The sequence below is a fragment of the Pseudomonas sp. LBUM1643 genome, assembly GCF_059716215.1.
On record NZ_CP166813.1, the window covers coordinates 2,251,169 to 2,267,605 of the forward strand.

Sequence of the window (16,437 nt, forward strand, 5' to 3'; positions counted from 1 at the left end):
AGAGGAAGTAACTCATGGCTCGTGTAAAGCGTGGCGTCATTGCCCGTAAACGTCACAAAAAAATTCTGAAACTTGCTAAAGGCTACTACGGCGCTCGCTCGCGCGTATTCCGTGTTGCCAAGCAAGCGGTAATCAAGGCAGGCCAATACGCCTACCGTGACCGTCGTCAGAAAAAACGTCAGTTCCGCGCTCTGTGGATCGCTCGTATCAACGCTGGTGCACGTATCAACGGCCTGTCCTACAGCCGTTTCATCGCCGGCCTGAAAAAAGCGTCCATCGAGATCGACCGTAAGGTTCTGGCTGATCTGGCAGTGAACGAAAAAGCGGCGTTTGCTGCGATTGTCGAGAAAGCTAAAGCCACCTTGGCTTAAGTACCCCCGACAGTCACCCGGCCTCATCTCTGTGGGGCCAGGTGTTAAACGTCATAAATAGGGGAAGAGCCTTCAAGCTCTTCCCCTATTTTGTATCTGGAGTCTGTACATGGAAAACCTGGACGCGCTCGTCTCTCAAGCTCTAGAGGCTGTGCAAAGCGCTGAAGATATCAATGCCCTGGAGCAAATCCGGGTTCACTACCTTGGCAAAAAGGGCGAATTGACTCAGGTGATGAAGACCCTGGGGAATTTGCCGGCTGAAGAGCGTCCGCAAGTCGGCGCCCTGATCAACGTTGCCAAGGAGCGTGTCACAGAGGTTCTCAATGCCCGCAAGGCACTGTTTGAAGAGGCCGACCTGGCCGCCAAACTGTCTGCCGAGTCCATTGACGTGACCCTGCCTGGCCGTGGCCAGACCTCGGGTGGTCTGCATCCGGTTACTCGCACTCTGGAACGTATCGAACAGTTCTTCACCCACATTGGCTACGGCATCGCCGAAGGCCCCGAGGTCGAAGACGATTACCACAACTTTGAAGCGCTCAACATCCCAGGCCATCACCCGGCCCGGTCGATGCATGACACCTTCTATTTCAATGCCAACATGTTGCTGCGCACCCATACCTCACCGGTCCAGGTCCGCACCATGGAATCGAAACAGCCGCCGATCCGCATCGTCTGCCCAGGCCGTGTGTACCGTAGCGACTCGGATATCACTCACTCCCCGATGTTCCACCAGGTCGAAGGCCTGCTGGTCGACCGCGATATCAACTTCGCCGACCTGAAGGGCACCATCGAAGAGTTCCTGCGCGTGTTCTTCGAGAAAGAACTGGCAGTGCGTTTCCGTCCTTCGTATTTCCCGTTCACCGAGCCATCCGCCGAAGTCGACATGGAATGCGTGATGTGCAGCGGCAAAGGCTGCCGCGTCTGCAAGCAGACTGGCTGGCTGGAAGTGATGGGCTGCGGCATGGTTCACCCGAACGTGCTGCGCATGTCCGGGATCGACCCGGAAGAGTTTTCGGGCTTTGCCTTCGGCATGGGCGTTGAGCGTCTGGCCATGCTGCGTTACGGCGTGAACGACTTGCGTCTGTTCTTCGACAACGACTTGCGGTTCCTCGCGCAATTTCGCTAGTCGTAACGAATTCTTAGGAGAGCAGGATGAAATTCAGTGAACAATGGCTGCGTGGCTGGGTAAGCCCGCAGGTAAGTCGCGACGAGCTGGTTGCTCGTCTGTCGATGGCCGGTCTTGAGGTCGATAGCGTTACGCTGGCCGCCGGCGAATTCACCGGTGTGATCGTGGGCGAGGTGGTGAGCACCGAACAGCACCCGGACGCCGACAAGCTGCGTGTTTGCCAGGTCAGCAATGGCTCGGAGACTTTCCAGGTGGTATGCGGCGCGCCAAACGTGCGCCCGGGCCTGAAGATCCCGTTCGCCATGATCGGTGCCGAACTGCCGGGCGACTTCAAAATCAAGAAAGCCAAGCTGCGTGGCGTTGAATCCAACGGCATGCTGTGCTCGCAAGCCGAGCTGCAGGTCGGTGAAGGCAACGATGGCCTGATGGAATTGCCGGCGGATGCGCCGGTGGGCCAGGATATTCGTGAATACCTGAAACTCGACGACGCCAGCATCGAAGTCGACCTGACCCCGAACCGCGGCGACTGCCTGTCCCTGGCCGGCCTGGCTCGTGAAGTTGGCGCGCTGTATGACGCCGAAGTCACTCGCCCAGTCGTTGCCAGCGTTCCTGCCGTGCACGACGAAGTGCGCTCGGTTGAGGTGCTGGCCCCAGCGGCTTGCCCACGTTACCTGGGTCGTGTGATCCGTAACGTCGACTTGTCCAGGCCAACCCCGCTGTGGATGGTCGAGCGCCTGCGTCGTTCCGACGTGCGCAGCATCGACGCTGCCGTCGACATTACCAACTACGTAATGATTGAACTGGGTCAGCCGCTGCACGCCTTCGATCTCGCCGAAATCAATGGCGGCATCCGTGTGCGCATGGCCGAAGAAGGCGAGAAGCTGGTGCTGCTCGACGGTCAGGAAGTCAGCCTGCGTAGCGATACGCTGGTGATCGCCGACCACACCCGCGCCTTGGCAATCGCTGGCGTCATGGGCGGTGAGCATAGCGGCGTCAACACCGCGACGACTCGCGATATCTTCCTGGAAAGCGCGTTCTTCGATCAGATCGCTGTGGCTGGCAAGGCTCGTTCCTATGGCCTGCACACCGACGCCTCGCACCGCTACGAGCGTGGCGTGGATTGGCAACTGGCTCGTGAAGCCATGGAGCGCGCCACTGGCCTGCTGCTGGAAATCACCGGTGGTGAAGCTGGCCCGATCATCGAAACCGTCAGCGAACAGCACTTGCCATCGATCGCACCGGTGACTTTGCGCTCCCAGCGCATCACCCAGATGCTCGGCATGGAAATGGAATCGGCTGAAGTCGAGCGCTTGCTCAACGGCTTGGGCCTGAAGATTTCCGCCGATGGGGCAGGGCAGTGGCGCGTTGAAGTGCCAAGCCACCGCTTCGACATCAGCCTGGAAGTCGACCTGATCGAAGAGCTGGCCCGTCTCTACGGCTACAACCGCCTGCCGGTTCGTTACCCGCAAGCGCGCCTGGCGCCGCAAGCCAAGGCAGAAGCCCGCAGCGATCTGCCGGAACTGCGTCGTCTGCTGGTCGCCCGTGGTTACCAGGAAGCGATCACCTACAGCTTCATCGATCCGAAACAATTCGAGTTGTTTAATCCAGGTGTAGAGCCGCTGCTGCTGGCCAACCCGATTTCCAACGACATGGCCGCCATGCGTTCATCCCTGTGGCCAGGTCTGGTCAAGGCGCTTCAGCACAACCTGAACCGCCAACAGGACCGCGTCCGTCTGTTTGAAAGCGGTCTGCGCTTCGTCGGTCAGCTGGAAGGCTTGAAGCAAGAACCGATGTTGGCCGGAGTCGTGTGCGGTAGCCGTCTGCCGGAAGGTTGGGCGCAGGGTCGCGATGTCGTGGACTTCTTCGACGTCAAGGCTGACGTGGAAGCGGTGCTGGGTTTCGCCGGTGCTCTCGATTCGTTCACCTTCGTGCTGGGCAAACACCCTGCGCTGCACCCGGGTCAAACCGCGCGCATCGAACGAGAAGGTCGCCTGGTAGGTTTCGTCGGTGCTATCCACCCTGAATTATCGAAAACCCTCGGTCTCGACCGTCCGGTCTTCGTTTTCGAGCTGGTTCTGGCGGAGGTGGCGTTGGGCAAAATGCCTAAATTCCAGGAGTTATCGCGTTTTCCTGAAGTGCGTCGTGACCTCGCGCTGCTGGCCGACAAAGACGTCGCAGCCAGTGCCGTATTGGACGTAATCCGTGAAAATGCAGGCGAATGGCTGACAGACCTCAGGCTATTTGACGTGTATCAGGGTAAAGGCATTGATCCTGATAGAAAAAGCCTCGCCGTCGGCTTGACCTGGCAGCATCCATCGCGCACTCTTAATGACGATGAGGTGAATACCACGACACAAAACATCCTCACCTCGCTCGAACAAAGGTTGAACGCCACGTTAAGGAAGTGACGTATGGGGGCTCTGACGAAAGCTGAAATGGCGGAACGTCTGTATGAAGAGCTGGGCCTGAATAAACGGGAGGCCAAGGAATTGGTCGAACTGTTTTTTGAGGAAATCAGGCACGCTCTTGAAGACAACGAACAAGTCAAATTGTCCGGTTTCGGCAATTTCGACCTTCGGGACAAACGCCAGCGGCCTGGCCGCAATCCGAAAACGGGAGAAGAAATCCCGATCACGGCTCGCCGTGTGGTCACCTTTCGTCCAGGGCAGAAGTTGAAGGCCCGAGTTGAGGCTTATGCTGGAACCAAGTCATAACGACGAGCTACCCGTCATCCCAGGCAAACGCTACTTCACCATTGGTGAAGTTAGCGAGCTGTGCGCAGTAAAGCCGCACGTGCTGCGCTACTGGGAGCAGGAGTTTCCTCAACTCAACCCCGTCAAACGCCGCGGGAACCGCCGGTATTATCAGCGACAAGACGTGCTGATGATCCGGCAGATCCGCGCGCTCCTTTACGATCAGGGGTTCACCATCGGTGGCGCACGCTTGCGTTTATCCGGCGATGAAGCCAAAGACGACACCACTCAGTACAAGCAGATGATTCGGCAGATGATTGCTGAATTGGAAGATGTGCTGATTGTTCTCAAGAAATAATTTCTGCTTTTAAATACTTCCAGTTTTCAAAAGCTTGCGATATATTCTTGAGCGTCCTTCGAGATGAAGGACGTGTTTAACGCCTAGTCGGGGCGTAGCGCAGTCCGGTAGCGCACTAGCATGGGGTGCTAGGGGTCGAGTGTTCGAATCACTCCGTCCCGACCATATAATTCAAGGGGTTGCGAGATTTTATCTCGCGACCCTTTTTTATTTTTGTTCGTTTTTACCCCCCACAAAACCACTGGCTCTGGGTGGAATCCTCAGCTGATACAAAGGCCAGAGTTTGTCCCGGAAGGCACAAGAAGCACGTGTATGCGTCCAGAGGTGTAATTGCATCTCACTTGACCACCTAATTGCACCGCGACTGACCACCTGTTTGGATTCGACTTGACGAGGCTAGCGGCGGGCCTTCAACGCCTGGGTTCTTCACGGGCGTTCGCATCGTGACAAAAGCCTTGTAGCCTGACGATAGGCGATCAATCTTCACGTTCCATTCATTGCGAGACTGGAAGGGCGATAGCGCAGCGACAGCAGGCGGATGGCGTCCATCTGCCGCCGAGTCAAATCGTTCTACATCTATCTGATGAGGCGCGTTATTTGGCGTCGGAGGCAACGTCTTATCGAGTCTTGCGAGCAGCGGGTCGAGAAAAGAGCGGTATAGTTGTACGGTTGGCGCGACAACTACCGAGAAAAACGCCGCTATCCAGACCCCACAAGGGGTAGCGGGGCAGACTTTGGGCTTAAGTGCACTTTCTGTTCCGTTGCTCCCCAACCCCCAATGCCGTATTGAACGGCCAGTTGATGGATGACCTGCGGGTCTTCCATCAATCCTTCCCGCCCGGACGCCAAATCGGTGGTGCAGGAAGTTGCCCCGCAACACCAGTTAGTCTACAAGACGCTTGATCTACCGTTGCATATCGAGCTGAACACGCTCAGCCGAACCGTTGAGACGCAGGGTACGGTGAAGGCGTACCTGGCGTTGGCGCGGGAGCAATGAAGCCGTCTCGCCGTCGACCCTCCCGGCCTCAAGCTGCGTTCAACTTGCCGTATTGGCCGGAGAAGAACAGTAGCGGTCGCGCCTGTTCTGCTTCGACAAGCTCGACCACCTCAGCGATGTACAGTTGGTGGTCGCCGGCCGCATGGATCTGGACCACCCGAGCAACAATGTGGGCCAGGCTGCCCTCGATGATTGGCACGCCCTGAACCTTGTTCATGGCCACGTCCAGTCCCTCCACAGCACGCCCGGCGAAGTGGCCGCTAAGGTGCTCCTGTTGTTCGGTCAAAAAGTTCACGCCGTAACAGTCGCCTTGCTTGATGTGGTTGCAAAAGCGTGACTCGTTCTTGATCGACACCAGGATCAGTTGCGGCTCCAGTGACACCGACAGGAACGCATTGGCCGTCATACCTGCCGGTTGGTTTTCCCGTTCGTAGGTCACTACCGTTACACCCGTGGCAAAGCGGCCCATCACGCGGCGAAATTTGGCAGCGTCATTGTGTGCATTATTCATTGTCATTCTCCATTCGTTTGCCGAGCGGCCAGTGCGCGTGGCCGCCGCCTGAGTCGTGCTTTTACACCAGGGGTGTATTGGCCTCTTTGCCACACAGGATTCGCCCAAACAGTTCCAGATTGGTGGAGGTACACACCACACCGTGCAGATTGGCCACTCTTGCGTCGCGCCACAGGCGGTTGAATGGGTTGGAGGTGCCAGCCAGGGAACCGCCACTGGCGGTGGCCAGCAGGTCGACGCCTTCCCAGATCAGCTGGCTGGCATAACCGGTGTCGCGGCGGATGCGCGCGCGCGTTTGCCGGTCCATCGCCGAGCCGCCAGCGGCACAGGCGTCTATTTCGTCCACGCAGCGCTCCACGATCAAACGTGCAGCATCAAGCTTGGCCGAGGCTTCACCTACCTGCAGGTGGGTCACTGCTGCCTCATCCTGTTGGTTGTACCAGGTGTACTGGATGCCGCGGCCTGGTAGTTTAGTGAGAAAGGTTTCCATTGCTGCCTTGGCGATGCCCAATGCCGGGAAAACCAGGATGATTGCTAGCAGCGGGATGAACGCGCCACGATAAAGTGCTTCACCTTGCAAGTGTGTGGAGGCGTACTCGCCGGCGATGGCTTTGGACACCGAGGCGATGCGCTCATCGGGTACAAACAGATTTTTTACCGACACCGAGGTACTGCCGCTACCCCGAAGTGCCATGGTGTCCCAATCGTGCAGCAGGGTAATGTCCTGAATCGGGATGAGCGCCAGTCCTTGGTCTACGGTTTCGCCAGCATCATTGACGATCGGAATCCCCAGCATGTCCCACTGTGCGTGGTACACACCGCTGTTGAATCCCCACAGGCCTTCTTCGATGAGGATACCGCCTGCCTGGCGCTTGACCTTGGCTTTGCGTGGCGACAGCACGCCGCTGCTGCGCACCTTGCCGCCGCTGGCGAAGATGGGGTCGCTGACCACCTTGGGGTATAGGGTTGCGAGCATCCAGTTACAAATATTGATCAGCGCACAGGCCCAGCCGGCCGAGGCATCTCCACGGCCGATTTCGCTGACCACTTCCATGTAGGTCCTGACGCTTGTTTGCAGGCCTCCATGCTGGCGTGGAATCATCAGGTCGAAGGCGCCGATGGCGTCGAGGTCGGCCACTGTGTTTTCGGGCAGACGGGCCAGTTCATCGACTTCACGGGTACGCGAGCGCAAGGTCTCGACCAAACCGCTGGCGCGGGCAATAAGATCGTTGTTATCAACGTGAGCATCGACAATCGCATTGTGGAGGACGGCATTCATGGCTTTTCCTGTTATTGGGATTATTTGGATGAGCATGTGACACAATAGTGACGAATTCGTCACGGTGACAAATTCGATACTAATTAAAATATATTTTAACGGTCAAGATATATATTAATTTAGGCGAGTGCGATTTGATGCGAAAAGACATAACGCAAATGGAAAGTCCGGCCACAGTGAGCGAGGACATGGACGCACCGCAGGATCACCGAACCGTGACCGCTCGGCGCAAACGTGATGCGATGCGTGCCCGAATACTCTCGGCGACCATGGATTTGCTAGCCGACCCTGCAAAGGTTTCGGTCAGCATCGAGGATGTGGCCCGCATGGCGCAGATTTCCCGAGGAGCGTTCTACAAACACTTTGCTTCACTGGAGGATGCATTGGCTGCCATAGGCCAGGAAGCCACCGACGGCATGACCCTGCATATCCTGCCCGTGTATGACGTGCTGACTCATCCGTTGGAGCGCATCAGCACGGCGATGCGGCTTTTTCTGCTTCGTGCGCATACCGATCGCCGCTGGGCGGCGTTTTTCCTGAGGGCCGAGTTAGTGTTGCACCAGTCGATCCTGCTGGAGTACGTATTCGCCGACCTGGAGGCGGGGCGGCGCGCCCACTTGCTTGACCTACCCTCAATGCAGGCAGGCGTCGATGCTCTGATCGGCGCGACGCTGGAAGGGGTTCGTAGTATGACCCAGCGCAAAGTGGACGACCCGGAGGTCTACATCGACGCGGTAATTTTGATGGTGCTGCGCGGTTTCGGTGTGGCTAACGCGCAGGCGCAGGGGGCGGTGGCGTTTTCCAAGGTCTACCTGCAGGCGCGAGTGGCATCGGCTGCGGGTGACCCAGCGAGCCCCCAGACTAGTGCGCTTTGACTTTTCTACCGCTTGGCTATGGTGATCGTGTCGCCTGAATGATCTTGCGGCGATACCCCTCTCAAATCGAAACCTGAAAGCCAGGGGGGGGGGGCAGCGCAGCGATCATGGTAGGAGGGGTTATGAATCGGCAGCCACCGAAAACACATGAGGCGCTGAACGCGAGAACTCCAGGACCGTAAAACCTTGTGTGAGGTACGTGGCTGCTATCGTTATAGGGCAAACACCAGCCGCGATGAGCCCTCATGCTGCCAGGCGCTTTTCACATCCTCCAACGCGGAGGCAATCGACAAGCCGGCGCTGCCGATTGCCCGTAAAACCCCACCCACCGCCTGGACCAGGCCTGCGTTGGAAACGCTGCCCAGGCCGCTGCCCATCAGCTCAAGGCCGGAACTACGCAACAGTGAGCCTGGCAGATTAATGTTGTTGCCGGTCATAGAACCAATCTGCACAAATCGAATCCGTGGCTCACCTGAATGATGACCTTGCCCGGCAGCTGCATTCAGCAAGCATTCGGCAGAAAGTCCCCACAGGTAGTCGAGTACCACTCTGACTTTGTGCGTATGCATTGCTTCGAGGAAGGTGTCTTTTAATTCATCTGCCGGTGCATGAGAGGGATCACCAAGTCGGCTCCCAGCTCCCGCAATCCCTGGACACGTTGAGCGTTGCGACCGGTGACAATGACTGTTGCAGCACCAAGATGTTTCGCGATCTCAATCGCCAACCGCCCGGAAACGCCAGTTGCGCCATTGATCAATACGTTTTCGCCGGGAACAAATTTTGCCCGGTCGAGAAGGGCGTCCATTACGACATCCCGGGGTTACCAATTGCCGCCGCCGTGACGTCATCTACATCATCGGGAATGTCCACGCAGTTCTCCAGTTGCACAACACTTGTCTCAGCCATCGAACCGAACAGCTTTCGTGGAAAGGCGAAGTAGACTCGACGGCCGTCGGGCAGGATTCCAACGCCGTCCACACCGGAAACCAAGGGCAGTATCTTGCCGCTGCTGTAATGACGGCCACACGCCTGGGCTTTGACCAACTGGCTAAGTGCAGCGGCTCGAACCTGAACGAGCGTTTCGCCGGCCTCCGCTATCGGAGTGGTCAAATCGTCGTAACGCGGGGGCGCGTTGAAATCGTGGACTACGGCAGCTTTCATAAGCAATTCCTAAACAGAACGGGTGTAAGGGTGAGAAGGGTGAGAAGAGTTCAGGATTCGGTTTCAGGCGAATAGGCAATAAATTGCCGGGCGGCTTCAGCGTTCATATTGAGCGCCCAGTCAGGCTTGCTCGCCGTCAGGTCGCCACTCATCCACGACTGCAGATACGCCACGGAAAATGTCACGCCGGAGTCGCACATTTCAGCGCTGCAACCCAGGCTTGTCAGCGTCAGTCGCACGCAGGCATCCATGTATTGATTGGGTCGCTCTACACCTTGTTGAATGGCCTGTATGCCATGGGCTGAAGCGCCCATCAGAAAGTCTGTCGCCGCGTCGAGACGGTCAAACCTGAAGTCACCTGCGGCCTTACCGTTCTCAAGGTCCTTGGCCATGTATTCCGCGACCAGCGTGTTGTGCTGCCAGGCGTCTGCGCGCGTGACAAATCCGGCCCATTTTGGATCGAGAAGGGCACGCATCAGGAACAGCCTGGACGCCACAGCCGCACGCTGCCAAGGTTTGGTCAGAACGTCGTAGACCGGAAGGATGTCGGTGGTCATCTGGTTGTTGAGCTCCTGGCCGATAGCCACGAGCACTTGATCCAGCGAGTCGAAATAGTTGTAAAACGTGCCTCGCGATACGTTGGCTTCACGGATCACATCATCAATAACCGGAGGCGAGCCGCCCGGTGCCGCGAAAACACGCATCGCCGCGTCAAGCAATTTACTGCGCATGACCTCACGCTTCTTCTTGGCGACTCTGGGGCGGTGATCGGAAACAGCTGTATCGATTTCTGGTAGTTGCACGGTAGGGCCTCCTGCAATGACATCGTGTCAGAGTGACAATTTAAAGCTTATTTTTCAGAATGACAAATATGTCTAATTAAACCTTGCGCGGCGTAAATTCTTGTCCTACATTCAACTCAATTGTCGGAATGACAATATCGTCATAAAAATAACAGGAGACGAAAATGTTCAACCCCTCACGCCCCGCCGCCCGACCTCATCCAACGTCCCCTTGTGCCCGCTCGAACTGGTACACCAGCGTTTTCAAAAGCCATCGCGTCACGGCGTTTCCTCGCTGACAGCCAGATCCTGACGATTTAACCCTATCGGGTGAATGACCCGCACACGGCTGAGCAATCAACGCTCGCCGGGGTTTTCGCTCACCCGGAATTTATAAATGACATTTTAGTTCGTTATGACATTCGAGGTTGGTATGAGCACAGAAGTGATTTTTCAGAACGTCGATACCCTCACTGCCGTTGATCCGGCACCGACGCTGGCAGAGCTGGTCAAGCGCGCCGAGGCGCTGCAGCCGCTGCTGCGCCAAAACACGGCGGCCTGTGAAAAAGCGCGCCGTACATGTGACGAGAACATTGAGGCCATTCGTGAAGCAGGGCTGTTCCGGTTGATGGTGCCCAAGCGTTATGGCGGCTACGAAGGCACGCTACGTTCGCACCTCGAGGTGTCCGCGGCGCTGGGCGAAGCGTGTGGCGGCACCGCGTGGGTCGTCGCATTGACGAACGTGTGTGCCTGGTTCACCAGTCTGTTTTCGGAACAAGCGCAAAACGAGGTCTTCGGTGCTAATCCGGACGCACGCGTCGCCGGGGTGTTCAACGCGTCGCCGACCACTCGCCGGGTAGACGGTGGCCTGATTGTTTCTGGCAAGTGGTACTCGTCGTCGGGCAGCCTTCACGCTGACTGGGCGGTGGTCGGCGCCGAGGAGCGCGATACCAATGGCACTGTGGTCGCGCAATACCTGGCGCTGATGCCTAAAGCCGATTACAGCATTGACGACACCTGGTTCACCGTCGGCATGCGCGCGTCAGGCAGCAACTGCATCGTTGCAGATGAAGTGTTCGTACCCAATCATCGTCTGCTGAACATGGCGGGTGCGATCGAGGGTGAATACGCCACTGAGTTCAAGGATGAAACCGCTTACCGTGGGCTGTTTGTGCCCTTTGCTTCGTTGATTCTCAACGGCCCGCAACTCGGCCTGGGTCGCGCGGCGTTGAAGTACGTGATCGACAATGCGCCGCGCCGGGCCGTGGCTTACACCTCTTTCGAAAAACAAACTGATTCGGTGGTGTTCCAGACTCAGATCGCAGAAGCCGCCCTGAAGATTGACACCGCTCACCTGCGTGCTTTCCGCGCCACCGATGAGATGGACGCCGCCTCACGCCAAGGCACCAAGCTGGATAATTTGACCCGTGCGCGAATCCGCGCCGACGTTGGCCTGATCAACACCCTGATCACCGATGCAATCAACATCCTGTTGTCCGCGCACGGTGCCGGGAGCTTTTCCGAAGCCAGTCCGATGCAACGCTGGTGGCGTGACTCCAACACCGCCGCGCGCCATGCCGTGGCGCTGCCCGCGGTCGGGAACGAGCTCTATGGCAAGGCGCTGCTCGGCGTGGAAAACACCGTCACGCCGTTGATCTGACCGCCGCCACGAACCTGAGGATTTTCCTATGGACGCCAAACTCCTGCGCTCGGTCATGGGCCAGTTCGCCACCGGCGTGACCGTGGTGACCTTTGTCGCCGACGGCCACCCCGCGGGCATGACCGCCAATGCCTTTATGTCGGTCTCTCTGGAACCGCCGCTGATCCTGATTTCAATCCGCAACGCGTCGAGCTTCAACCAGTTTGTGGGTGAGGGCGTGCGGTTTGGGGTCAATTTTCTTGCCGAAAGCCAGCGTTGGCTGAGCGGCCATTTTGGTGGGCGGCCGGAGGAGGGCGCTGTGTTGCCCTTCTCCTACCACGGGGACACGCCATTGCTGGACGGCAGTCTCGTGCACCTCGTTGCCCGTACGGTCGACGTGCACCCGGCCGGTGACCACCTGCTCTACATCGGCGAGATCGAACATCTGCGCGTCGGCGCACAACGCAAGCCGCTACTTTTTTACAGCGGCCGCTACCACCAGATGCACGCCCGCGCGCCCAGCGCCGAATGGAGTGGTTGCGTCGACGTCTGGTGACGTCCGTCCGTAGCAATAAATAGGCGCCTGACACAACCCGATGAGGTATTCCGCGAGGAATGCCCAGGGGCAGTTCATGCCGATTAAATGTAAACCGAGTGATTTGCCATGACCGCTAGCATCCGAGAATTGCCTGTGCAAACAGACAACGACATCGATAAGCAGGAAACCCTCGAGTGGCTCGACGCGTTGGAAAGCATCGCCCTCCATGCAGGTTCCGAACGTGTGGATTTCCTTCTGCAACGTCTCGCTGAACATGCCAGCCACTTGGGTGTGCGGCGTTCCGCTCACCCCTATTCGCAGTATCAAAACAGTATCTCTCTGGACAAGCAGCCGGCCTATCTCGGCGATCTGGCGATGGAAGAGCGCATCACCTCGATCATCCGCTGGAATGCTTTGGCCATGGTGGCCCGGGCCAACAAGGCGTATGGCGAATTAGGCGGTCACATCGCCAGCTATGCATCGGCCGCGGAGATTTTCGAAGTCGGTTTCAACCATTTTTTTCGCGCCGACAATGCCGAATCGAAGGGCGACCTGGTCTACTTCCAACCGCACTCGGCGCCTGGCGTTTATGCGCGCGCATTTCTCGAAGGGCACCTTGATGAGGCGCAACTGGCGAAATATCGCCAGGAAGTGGATGGAGGCGGTTTGTGCTCCTACCCACACCCTTGGTTGATGCCGGACTTCTGGCAATTTCCGACCGGTTCGATGGGCATCGGCCCAATCAGCTCGATCTATCAGGCGCGCTTTCTGCGCTACCTGGAGCATCGCGTTATCGCTGACACCTCGACGCGACATGTCTGGGGGGTATTCGGCGATGGCGAGATGGACGAGCCGGAATCCATTGCTGCGCTCTCCCTCGCGGCGCGAGAAAACCTCGACAATCTGACGTTTATCATCAACTGCAACCTGCAACGCCTGGACGGGCCTGTGCGCGGCAACGGTCAGATTATCCAGGAGCTGGAGTCGCTGTTCAGTGGCGCCGGCTGGAACGTGATCAAGGTGGTCTGGGGCTCGGATTGGGATGCGTTGTTTGCGCGTGATCGCAACAACGTTTTGCTACGCCGCTTCGCCCACACCGTTGATGGCCAGTACCAGACCCTGGGTGCCAATGACGGCGCTTACAACCTCGAGCATTTCTTCGACCTCGATCCAGAGTTGCAGGCGTTGGTGTCGCACATGACGCCGCAGGAAATCGACGGGCTGCGCCGTGGCGGTCACGATTTTCGCAAGCTTTACGCCGCGTTTGCAGCCGCCAAACAGCATAACGGTCAGCCCACGGTGATCCTCGCCAAGACCAAAAAGGGCTATGGCATGGGATTGGCTGGCGAGTCGCGCAACACGTCGCACATGCAGAAAAAGCTCGACGTCGAGGCGCTCAAGGCATTCCGCGACCGCTTTGCGCTTCCGATGGATGACGAAGCGCTGGAAGAAATGCGCTTCTACAAACCCGCTGAAGACAGTGCAGAAATGCGCTACCTGCATGCCCGGCGCACCGAGCTGGGTGGCTACATGCCGCGTCGCAAGACTCAGGCTGATGCGCTGTCGGTGCCGCCGCTGGCCAGTTATGCGCAGTTCGCGCTGACCCCGGACGAGCGTGAAACGTCGACGACGACAGCGGTCGTGCGGTTGTTCACCAACCTGCTGAAGGACAAGCAATTGGGCCCGCGCATCGTGCCCATTGTCGCCGACGAGGCTCGCACCTTTGGCATGGCGAACTTGTTCCGGCAGATCGGAATCTACTCACCCGTCGGGCAGCTCTACGAACCGGAAGATGCCGGGGCGATGCTCTACTACAAAGAGTCCAGGGACGGTCAGCTGTTGGAAGAGGGCATCACCGAAGCCGGTGCCATTTCCTCCTGGGTGGCGGCAGCCACGTCCTACAGCGTCAACGGCATCACCATGTTGCCGTTCTACATCTACTACTCGATGTTTGGCTTTCAGCGCATCGGCGACTTGATCTGGGCTGCCGCCGATCAGCGTGCCCGCGGTTTCCTGATCGGCGCCACGGCCGGCCGCACCACGCTGTCCGGTGAAGGATTGCAGCACCAGGACGGCACCAGCCAACTGATCGCTTCCACGGTACCGAATTGCCGCGCCTACGATCCGGCATTCGCCAGTGAGGTCGCGGTGATCATCGATCATGGCAGCCGACGCATGCTCGAAGAGCAGCATGACGAGTTCTACTACCTGACGGTCACCAACGAGAATTACAGCCAGACGCCACTCACTGAAATCGATTACGACGCGGTGATCAAAGGCATGCGCTGTTTCGGTGATCGCGGCGACGAGGGCGTTGCCCCCGCCGTGCGTCTGCTTGGCTCGGGTTCGATCCTGCGCGAGGTCATCGCTGCCGCTGAATTGCTCGCCGAGGATTGGGGCGTCGCCAGCGAAATCTGGAGCGTCACCAGCTTCTCCGAGCTGGCACGCGAAGCCCGTGAAGTGGAGCGCAGTGCACTTTTTGGCGGCGAACTGCAGTCGCAGAGTTACGTGCAGCAATGCCTGTCCGGCGACGTGCCGGTTGTGGCCGCCACCGATTACGTACGCGGCTATGCGCAACTGATCGCCCCCTACATCCACGCGCCCTACATCGCCCTCGGCACCGATGGCTTCGGCCGCAGTGACACCCGCCCGGCCCTGCGCCGTTTCTTCGAGATGGATAGCCAGCACATCGCTGTCGCCGCATTGGCTGCCATTGATCCGCAAAAAGCGGCACAAGCCCGTGAGCGCTACGGCATCGACGTCGCCCTCGACGCCCCGTGGAACCGCTGAATCGAGAACAAGGAGACTGACTTATGCAACAACTCATGGTTCCCGATATTGGCGACTTTCAGAACCTGCCGGTGATCGATGTACTAATCAAACCCGGTGACAAGGTCTCGGTCGAGCAGGCGCTGATCACCCTTGAATCCGACAAGGCTGTGATGGATGTACCCAGCACCCGCGATTGCACGATTCGTGAGGTGCTGATCAAACCCGGTGACTGCGTTTCCAAAGGCAGTGTGATCGCGTACGTTGAGTTCGCCGACTCCGCCATTGCCCAGCCGGAGTTAGCGGCAGCACCTGCGCCAGTACCGGCGCTCGCAGCGGTTCCTGCTGCGGTGCCGGAGGTAGCCACGCCGGCGTCGATCCAAGTGGCGACACCTGATGCGGAAAAACCGCGTAGCGCATCGCTCGCGCTGGCCGGTCCCGCCGTGCGCAAGCTTGCACGTGAACTGGGTGTCGATCTGAATGACGTCAAGGCCAGCGATCCCAGAGGTCGGATTCAGCGTGACGACGTCAAGGCGTTCGTCAAGGCGCAGCGGGCCAATCCCGCGCCGGCGGCTGGCGTGGGCACGGGCCTCAATGTGCTGCCGTGGCCAGAAGTCGACTTCGCCAAATTCGGGCCGATCGAGCGTCGTCAGGTTTCTCGCATCAAGCGTCTCTCGGCGGCCAACCTGCATCGCAACTGGGTGAGCATTCCACACGTCACCAATCACAGCCAGACCGACATCAGCGATCTCGAATCGCTGCGTGTCCAGCTCAATCAGGAGGCGAAAGCGGGGCAGGCCAAGATCACCCTGCTGGCGTTCCTGATTAAGGCATGCGTGGCGGCGTTGCAGCGGTTCCCGCAGTTCAACGTCAGCCTGGAAGGCGATGAAATCGTACAGAAGCAATACTTCCACATCGGCTTCGCCGCAGACACCCCCAACGGTCTTGTGGTCCCGGTGATTCGCGATGCGGATCGCAAGGGGATCGCTGCGCTCGCCGCTGAAATGGCCGAGCTCTCGCAACTGGCACGAGACGGCAAGCTTTCCGGTGAGCAGATGCGTGGAGGCTGCTTCACGGTGTCGTCGCTGGGCGGGATCGGAGGCGGGCATTTCACCCCGATCATCAATGCTCCGGAAGTGGCGATCCTCGGCGTCGGCAAAGCCTCGATGCAACCTACGTGGGATGGTTCGACGTTCCAGCCACGCCTGCAACTGCCATTGTCGCTGTCATGGGATCACCGCGCGGTGGACGGCGCTGAAGCCGGCCGATTCCTCGCTTACCTGGCAACACTGTTGGCGGACTTCCGCCGTGTCTCGATCTGACTCGTCACAACAAAAA

General features: G+C 58.4%; 17 protein-coding genes and 1 tRNA gene. 12 read left to right on the forward strand and 6 right to left on the reverse strand.

Translation table 11 applies throughout. The features are described 5' to 3' along the window. Nucleotides 1-14 precede the first annotated feature (14 nt). The 7 genes from rplT to ACA063_RS10200 all read left to right on the forward strand — a co-directional run bounded on the left by rplT (nt 15) and on the right by ACA063_RS10200 (nt 5,545). The gene (gene rplT / locus ACA063_RS10170; protein WP_007905879.1) at nt 15-371 is read left to right on the forward strand and encodes a 50S ribosomal protein L20; all 357 of its coding nucleotides are present in this window, start codon (nt 15-17) and stop codon (nt 369-371) included. Between the two features lie 109 nt (nt 372-480). After that, nucleotides 481-1,497, forward strand: coding sequence for a phenylalanine--tRNA ligase subunit alpha (gene pheS / locus ACA063_RS10175; protein ID WP_007905876.1), 1,017 nt, complete (start codon nt 481-483; stop codon nt 1,495-1,497). A 26-nt stretch (nt 1,498-1,523) separates the two neighbouring features. Continuing rightward, a complete protein-coding gene (pheT, locus tag ACA063_RS10180; RefSeq protein ID WP_497665731.1) occupies nt 1,524-3,905 on the forward strand; it encodes a phenylalanine--tRNA ligase subunit beta in 2,382 nt (793 codons plus the stop codon). 3 nt (nt 3,906-3,908) lie between these two features. Further along, nucleotides 3,909-4,211, forward strand: a complete 303-nt coding sequence (gene ihfA / locus ACA063_RS10185; protein WP_002553164.1) for an integration host factor subunit alpha — start codon at nt 3,909-3,911, stop codon at nt 4,209-4,211. Then, nucleotides 4,192-4,548, forward strand: a complete 357-nt coding sequence (locus tag ACA063_RS10190) for a MerR family transcriptional regulator (RefSeq protein ID WP_093218077.1) — start codon at nt 4,192-4,194, stop codon at nt 4,546-4,548. The genes ihfA and ACA063_RS10190 overlap by 20 nt, the downstream gene beginning before the upstream one ends. 88 nt (nt 4,549-4,636) lie before the next feature. Further along, nucleotides 4,637-4,713, forward strand: a tRNA-Pro gene (locus ACA063_RS10195). A gap of 640 nt (nt 4,714-5,353) precedes the next feature. Next, nucleotides 5,354-5,545: a hypothetical protein gene (locus ACA063_RS10200; protein WP_497665732.1), complete on the forward strand. Its 192-nt coding sequence runs from the start codon at nt 5,354-5,356 to the stop codon at nt 5,543-5,545. A gap of 28 nt (nt 5,546-5,573) precedes the next feature. Here the strand turns inward: ACA063_RS10200 and ACA063_RS10205 are convergent, their stop codons facing one another. Beyond that, nucleotides 5,574-6,056, reverse strand: a complete 483-nt coding sequence (locus tag ACA063_RS10205) for a flavin reductase family protein (RefSeq protein WP_480422026.1) — start codon at nt 6,054-6,056, stop codon at nt 5,574-5,576. Between the two features lie 61 nt (nt 6,057-6,117). Then, nucleotides 6,118-7,335 carry an acyl-CoA dehydrogenase family protein gene (locus ACA063_RS10210; protein WP_497665733.1) on the reverse strand — a complete coding sequence of 406 codons (1,218 nt, stop codon included), beginning with the start codon at nt 7,333-7,335 and terminating at the stop codon, nt 6,118-6,120. A 137-nt stretch (nt 7,336-7,472) separates the two neighbouring features. On the opposite strand from ACA063_RS10210, the gene ACA063_RS10215 reads away from it, so the two are divergent. Beyond that, nucleotides 7,473-8,210 carry a TetR/AcrR family transcriptional regulator gene (locus tag ACA063_RS10215; RefSeq protein WP_497665734.1) on the forward strand — a complete coding sequence of 246 codons (738 nt, stop codon included), beginning with the start codon at nt 7,473-7,475 and terminating at the stop codon, nt 8,208-8,210. 212 nt (nt 8,211-8,422) lie between these two features. Here ACA063_RS10215 and ACA063_RS10220 read toward each other — a convergent pair whose 3' ends face one another. The 4 genes from ACA063_RS10220 to ACA063_RS10235 form a co-directional block, all read right to left on the reverse strand. Continuing rightward, nucleotides 8,423-8,662: a hypothetical protein gene (locus ACA063_RS10220; protein WP_497665735.1), complete on the reverse strand. Its 240-nt coding sequence runs from the start codon at nt 8,660-8,662 to the stop codon at nt 8,423-8,425. A gap of 137 nt (nt 8,663-8,799) precedes the next feature. After that, nucleotides 8,800-9,015 (reverse strand): zinc-binding dehydrogenase, encoded by a 216-nt coding sequence (locus tag ACA063_RS10225; RefSeq protein WP_497665736.1) that lies wholly within the window; start codon nt 9,013-9,015, stop codon nt 8,800-8,802. Beyond that, a complete protein-coding gene (locus ACA063_RS10230; RefSeq protein WP_497665737.1) occupies nt 9,015-9,371 on the reverse strand; it encodes a hypothetical protein in 357 nt (118 codons plus the stop codon). Before ACA063_RS10230 ends, ACA063_RS10225 begins: the two co-directional genes overlap by 1 nt. A 50-nt stretch (nt 9,372-9,421) precedes the next feature. Next, a complete protein-coding gene (locus ACA063_RS10235; RefSeq protein WP_497665738.1) occupies nt 9,422-10,174 on the reverse strand; it encodes a TetR/AcrR family transcriptional regulator in 753 nt (250 codons plus the stop codon). Nucleotides 10,175-10,586: 412 nt separating this feature from the next. Between ACA063_RS10235 and ACA063_RS10240 the strand changes: the two genes are divergently transcribed. The 4 genes from ACA063_RS10240 to ACA063_RS10255 all read left to right on the forward strand — a co-directional run bounded on the left by ACA063_RS10240 (nt 10,587) and on the right by ACA063_RS10255 (nt 16,421). Then, on the forward strand, nt 10,587-11,813 hold the full coding sequence (locus ACA063_RS10240) for an acyl-CoA dehydrogenase family protein (RefSeq protein WP_497665739.1): 1,227 nt from the start codon (nt 10,587-10,589) through the stop codon (nt 11,811-11,813). A gap of 28 nt (nt 11,814-11,841) precedes the next feature. Continuing rightward, on the forward strand, nt 11,842-12,348 hold the full coding sequence (locus tag ACA063_RS10245; RefSeq protein ID WP_497665740.1) for a flavin reductase family protein: 507 nt from the start codon (nt 11,842-11,844) through the stop codon (nt 12,346-12,348). 108 nt (nt 12,349-12,456) lie between these two features. After that, entirely contained in the window at nt 12,457-15,120 is a 2,664-nt protein-coding gene (mdeB, locus tag ACA063_RS10250; RefSeq protein ID WP_497665741.1) for an alpha-ketoglutarate dehydrogenase, read from the forward strand. 23 nt (nt 15,121-15,143) lie between these two features. Next, nucleotides 15,144-16,421 (forward strand): 2-oxo acid dehydrogenase subunit E2, encoded by a 1,278-nt coding sequence (locus ACA063_RS10255; RefSeq protein WP_497665742.1) that lies wholly within the window; start codon nt 15,144-15,146, stop codon nt 16,419-16,421. Nucleotides 16,422-16,437: the final 16 nt, after the last annotated feature.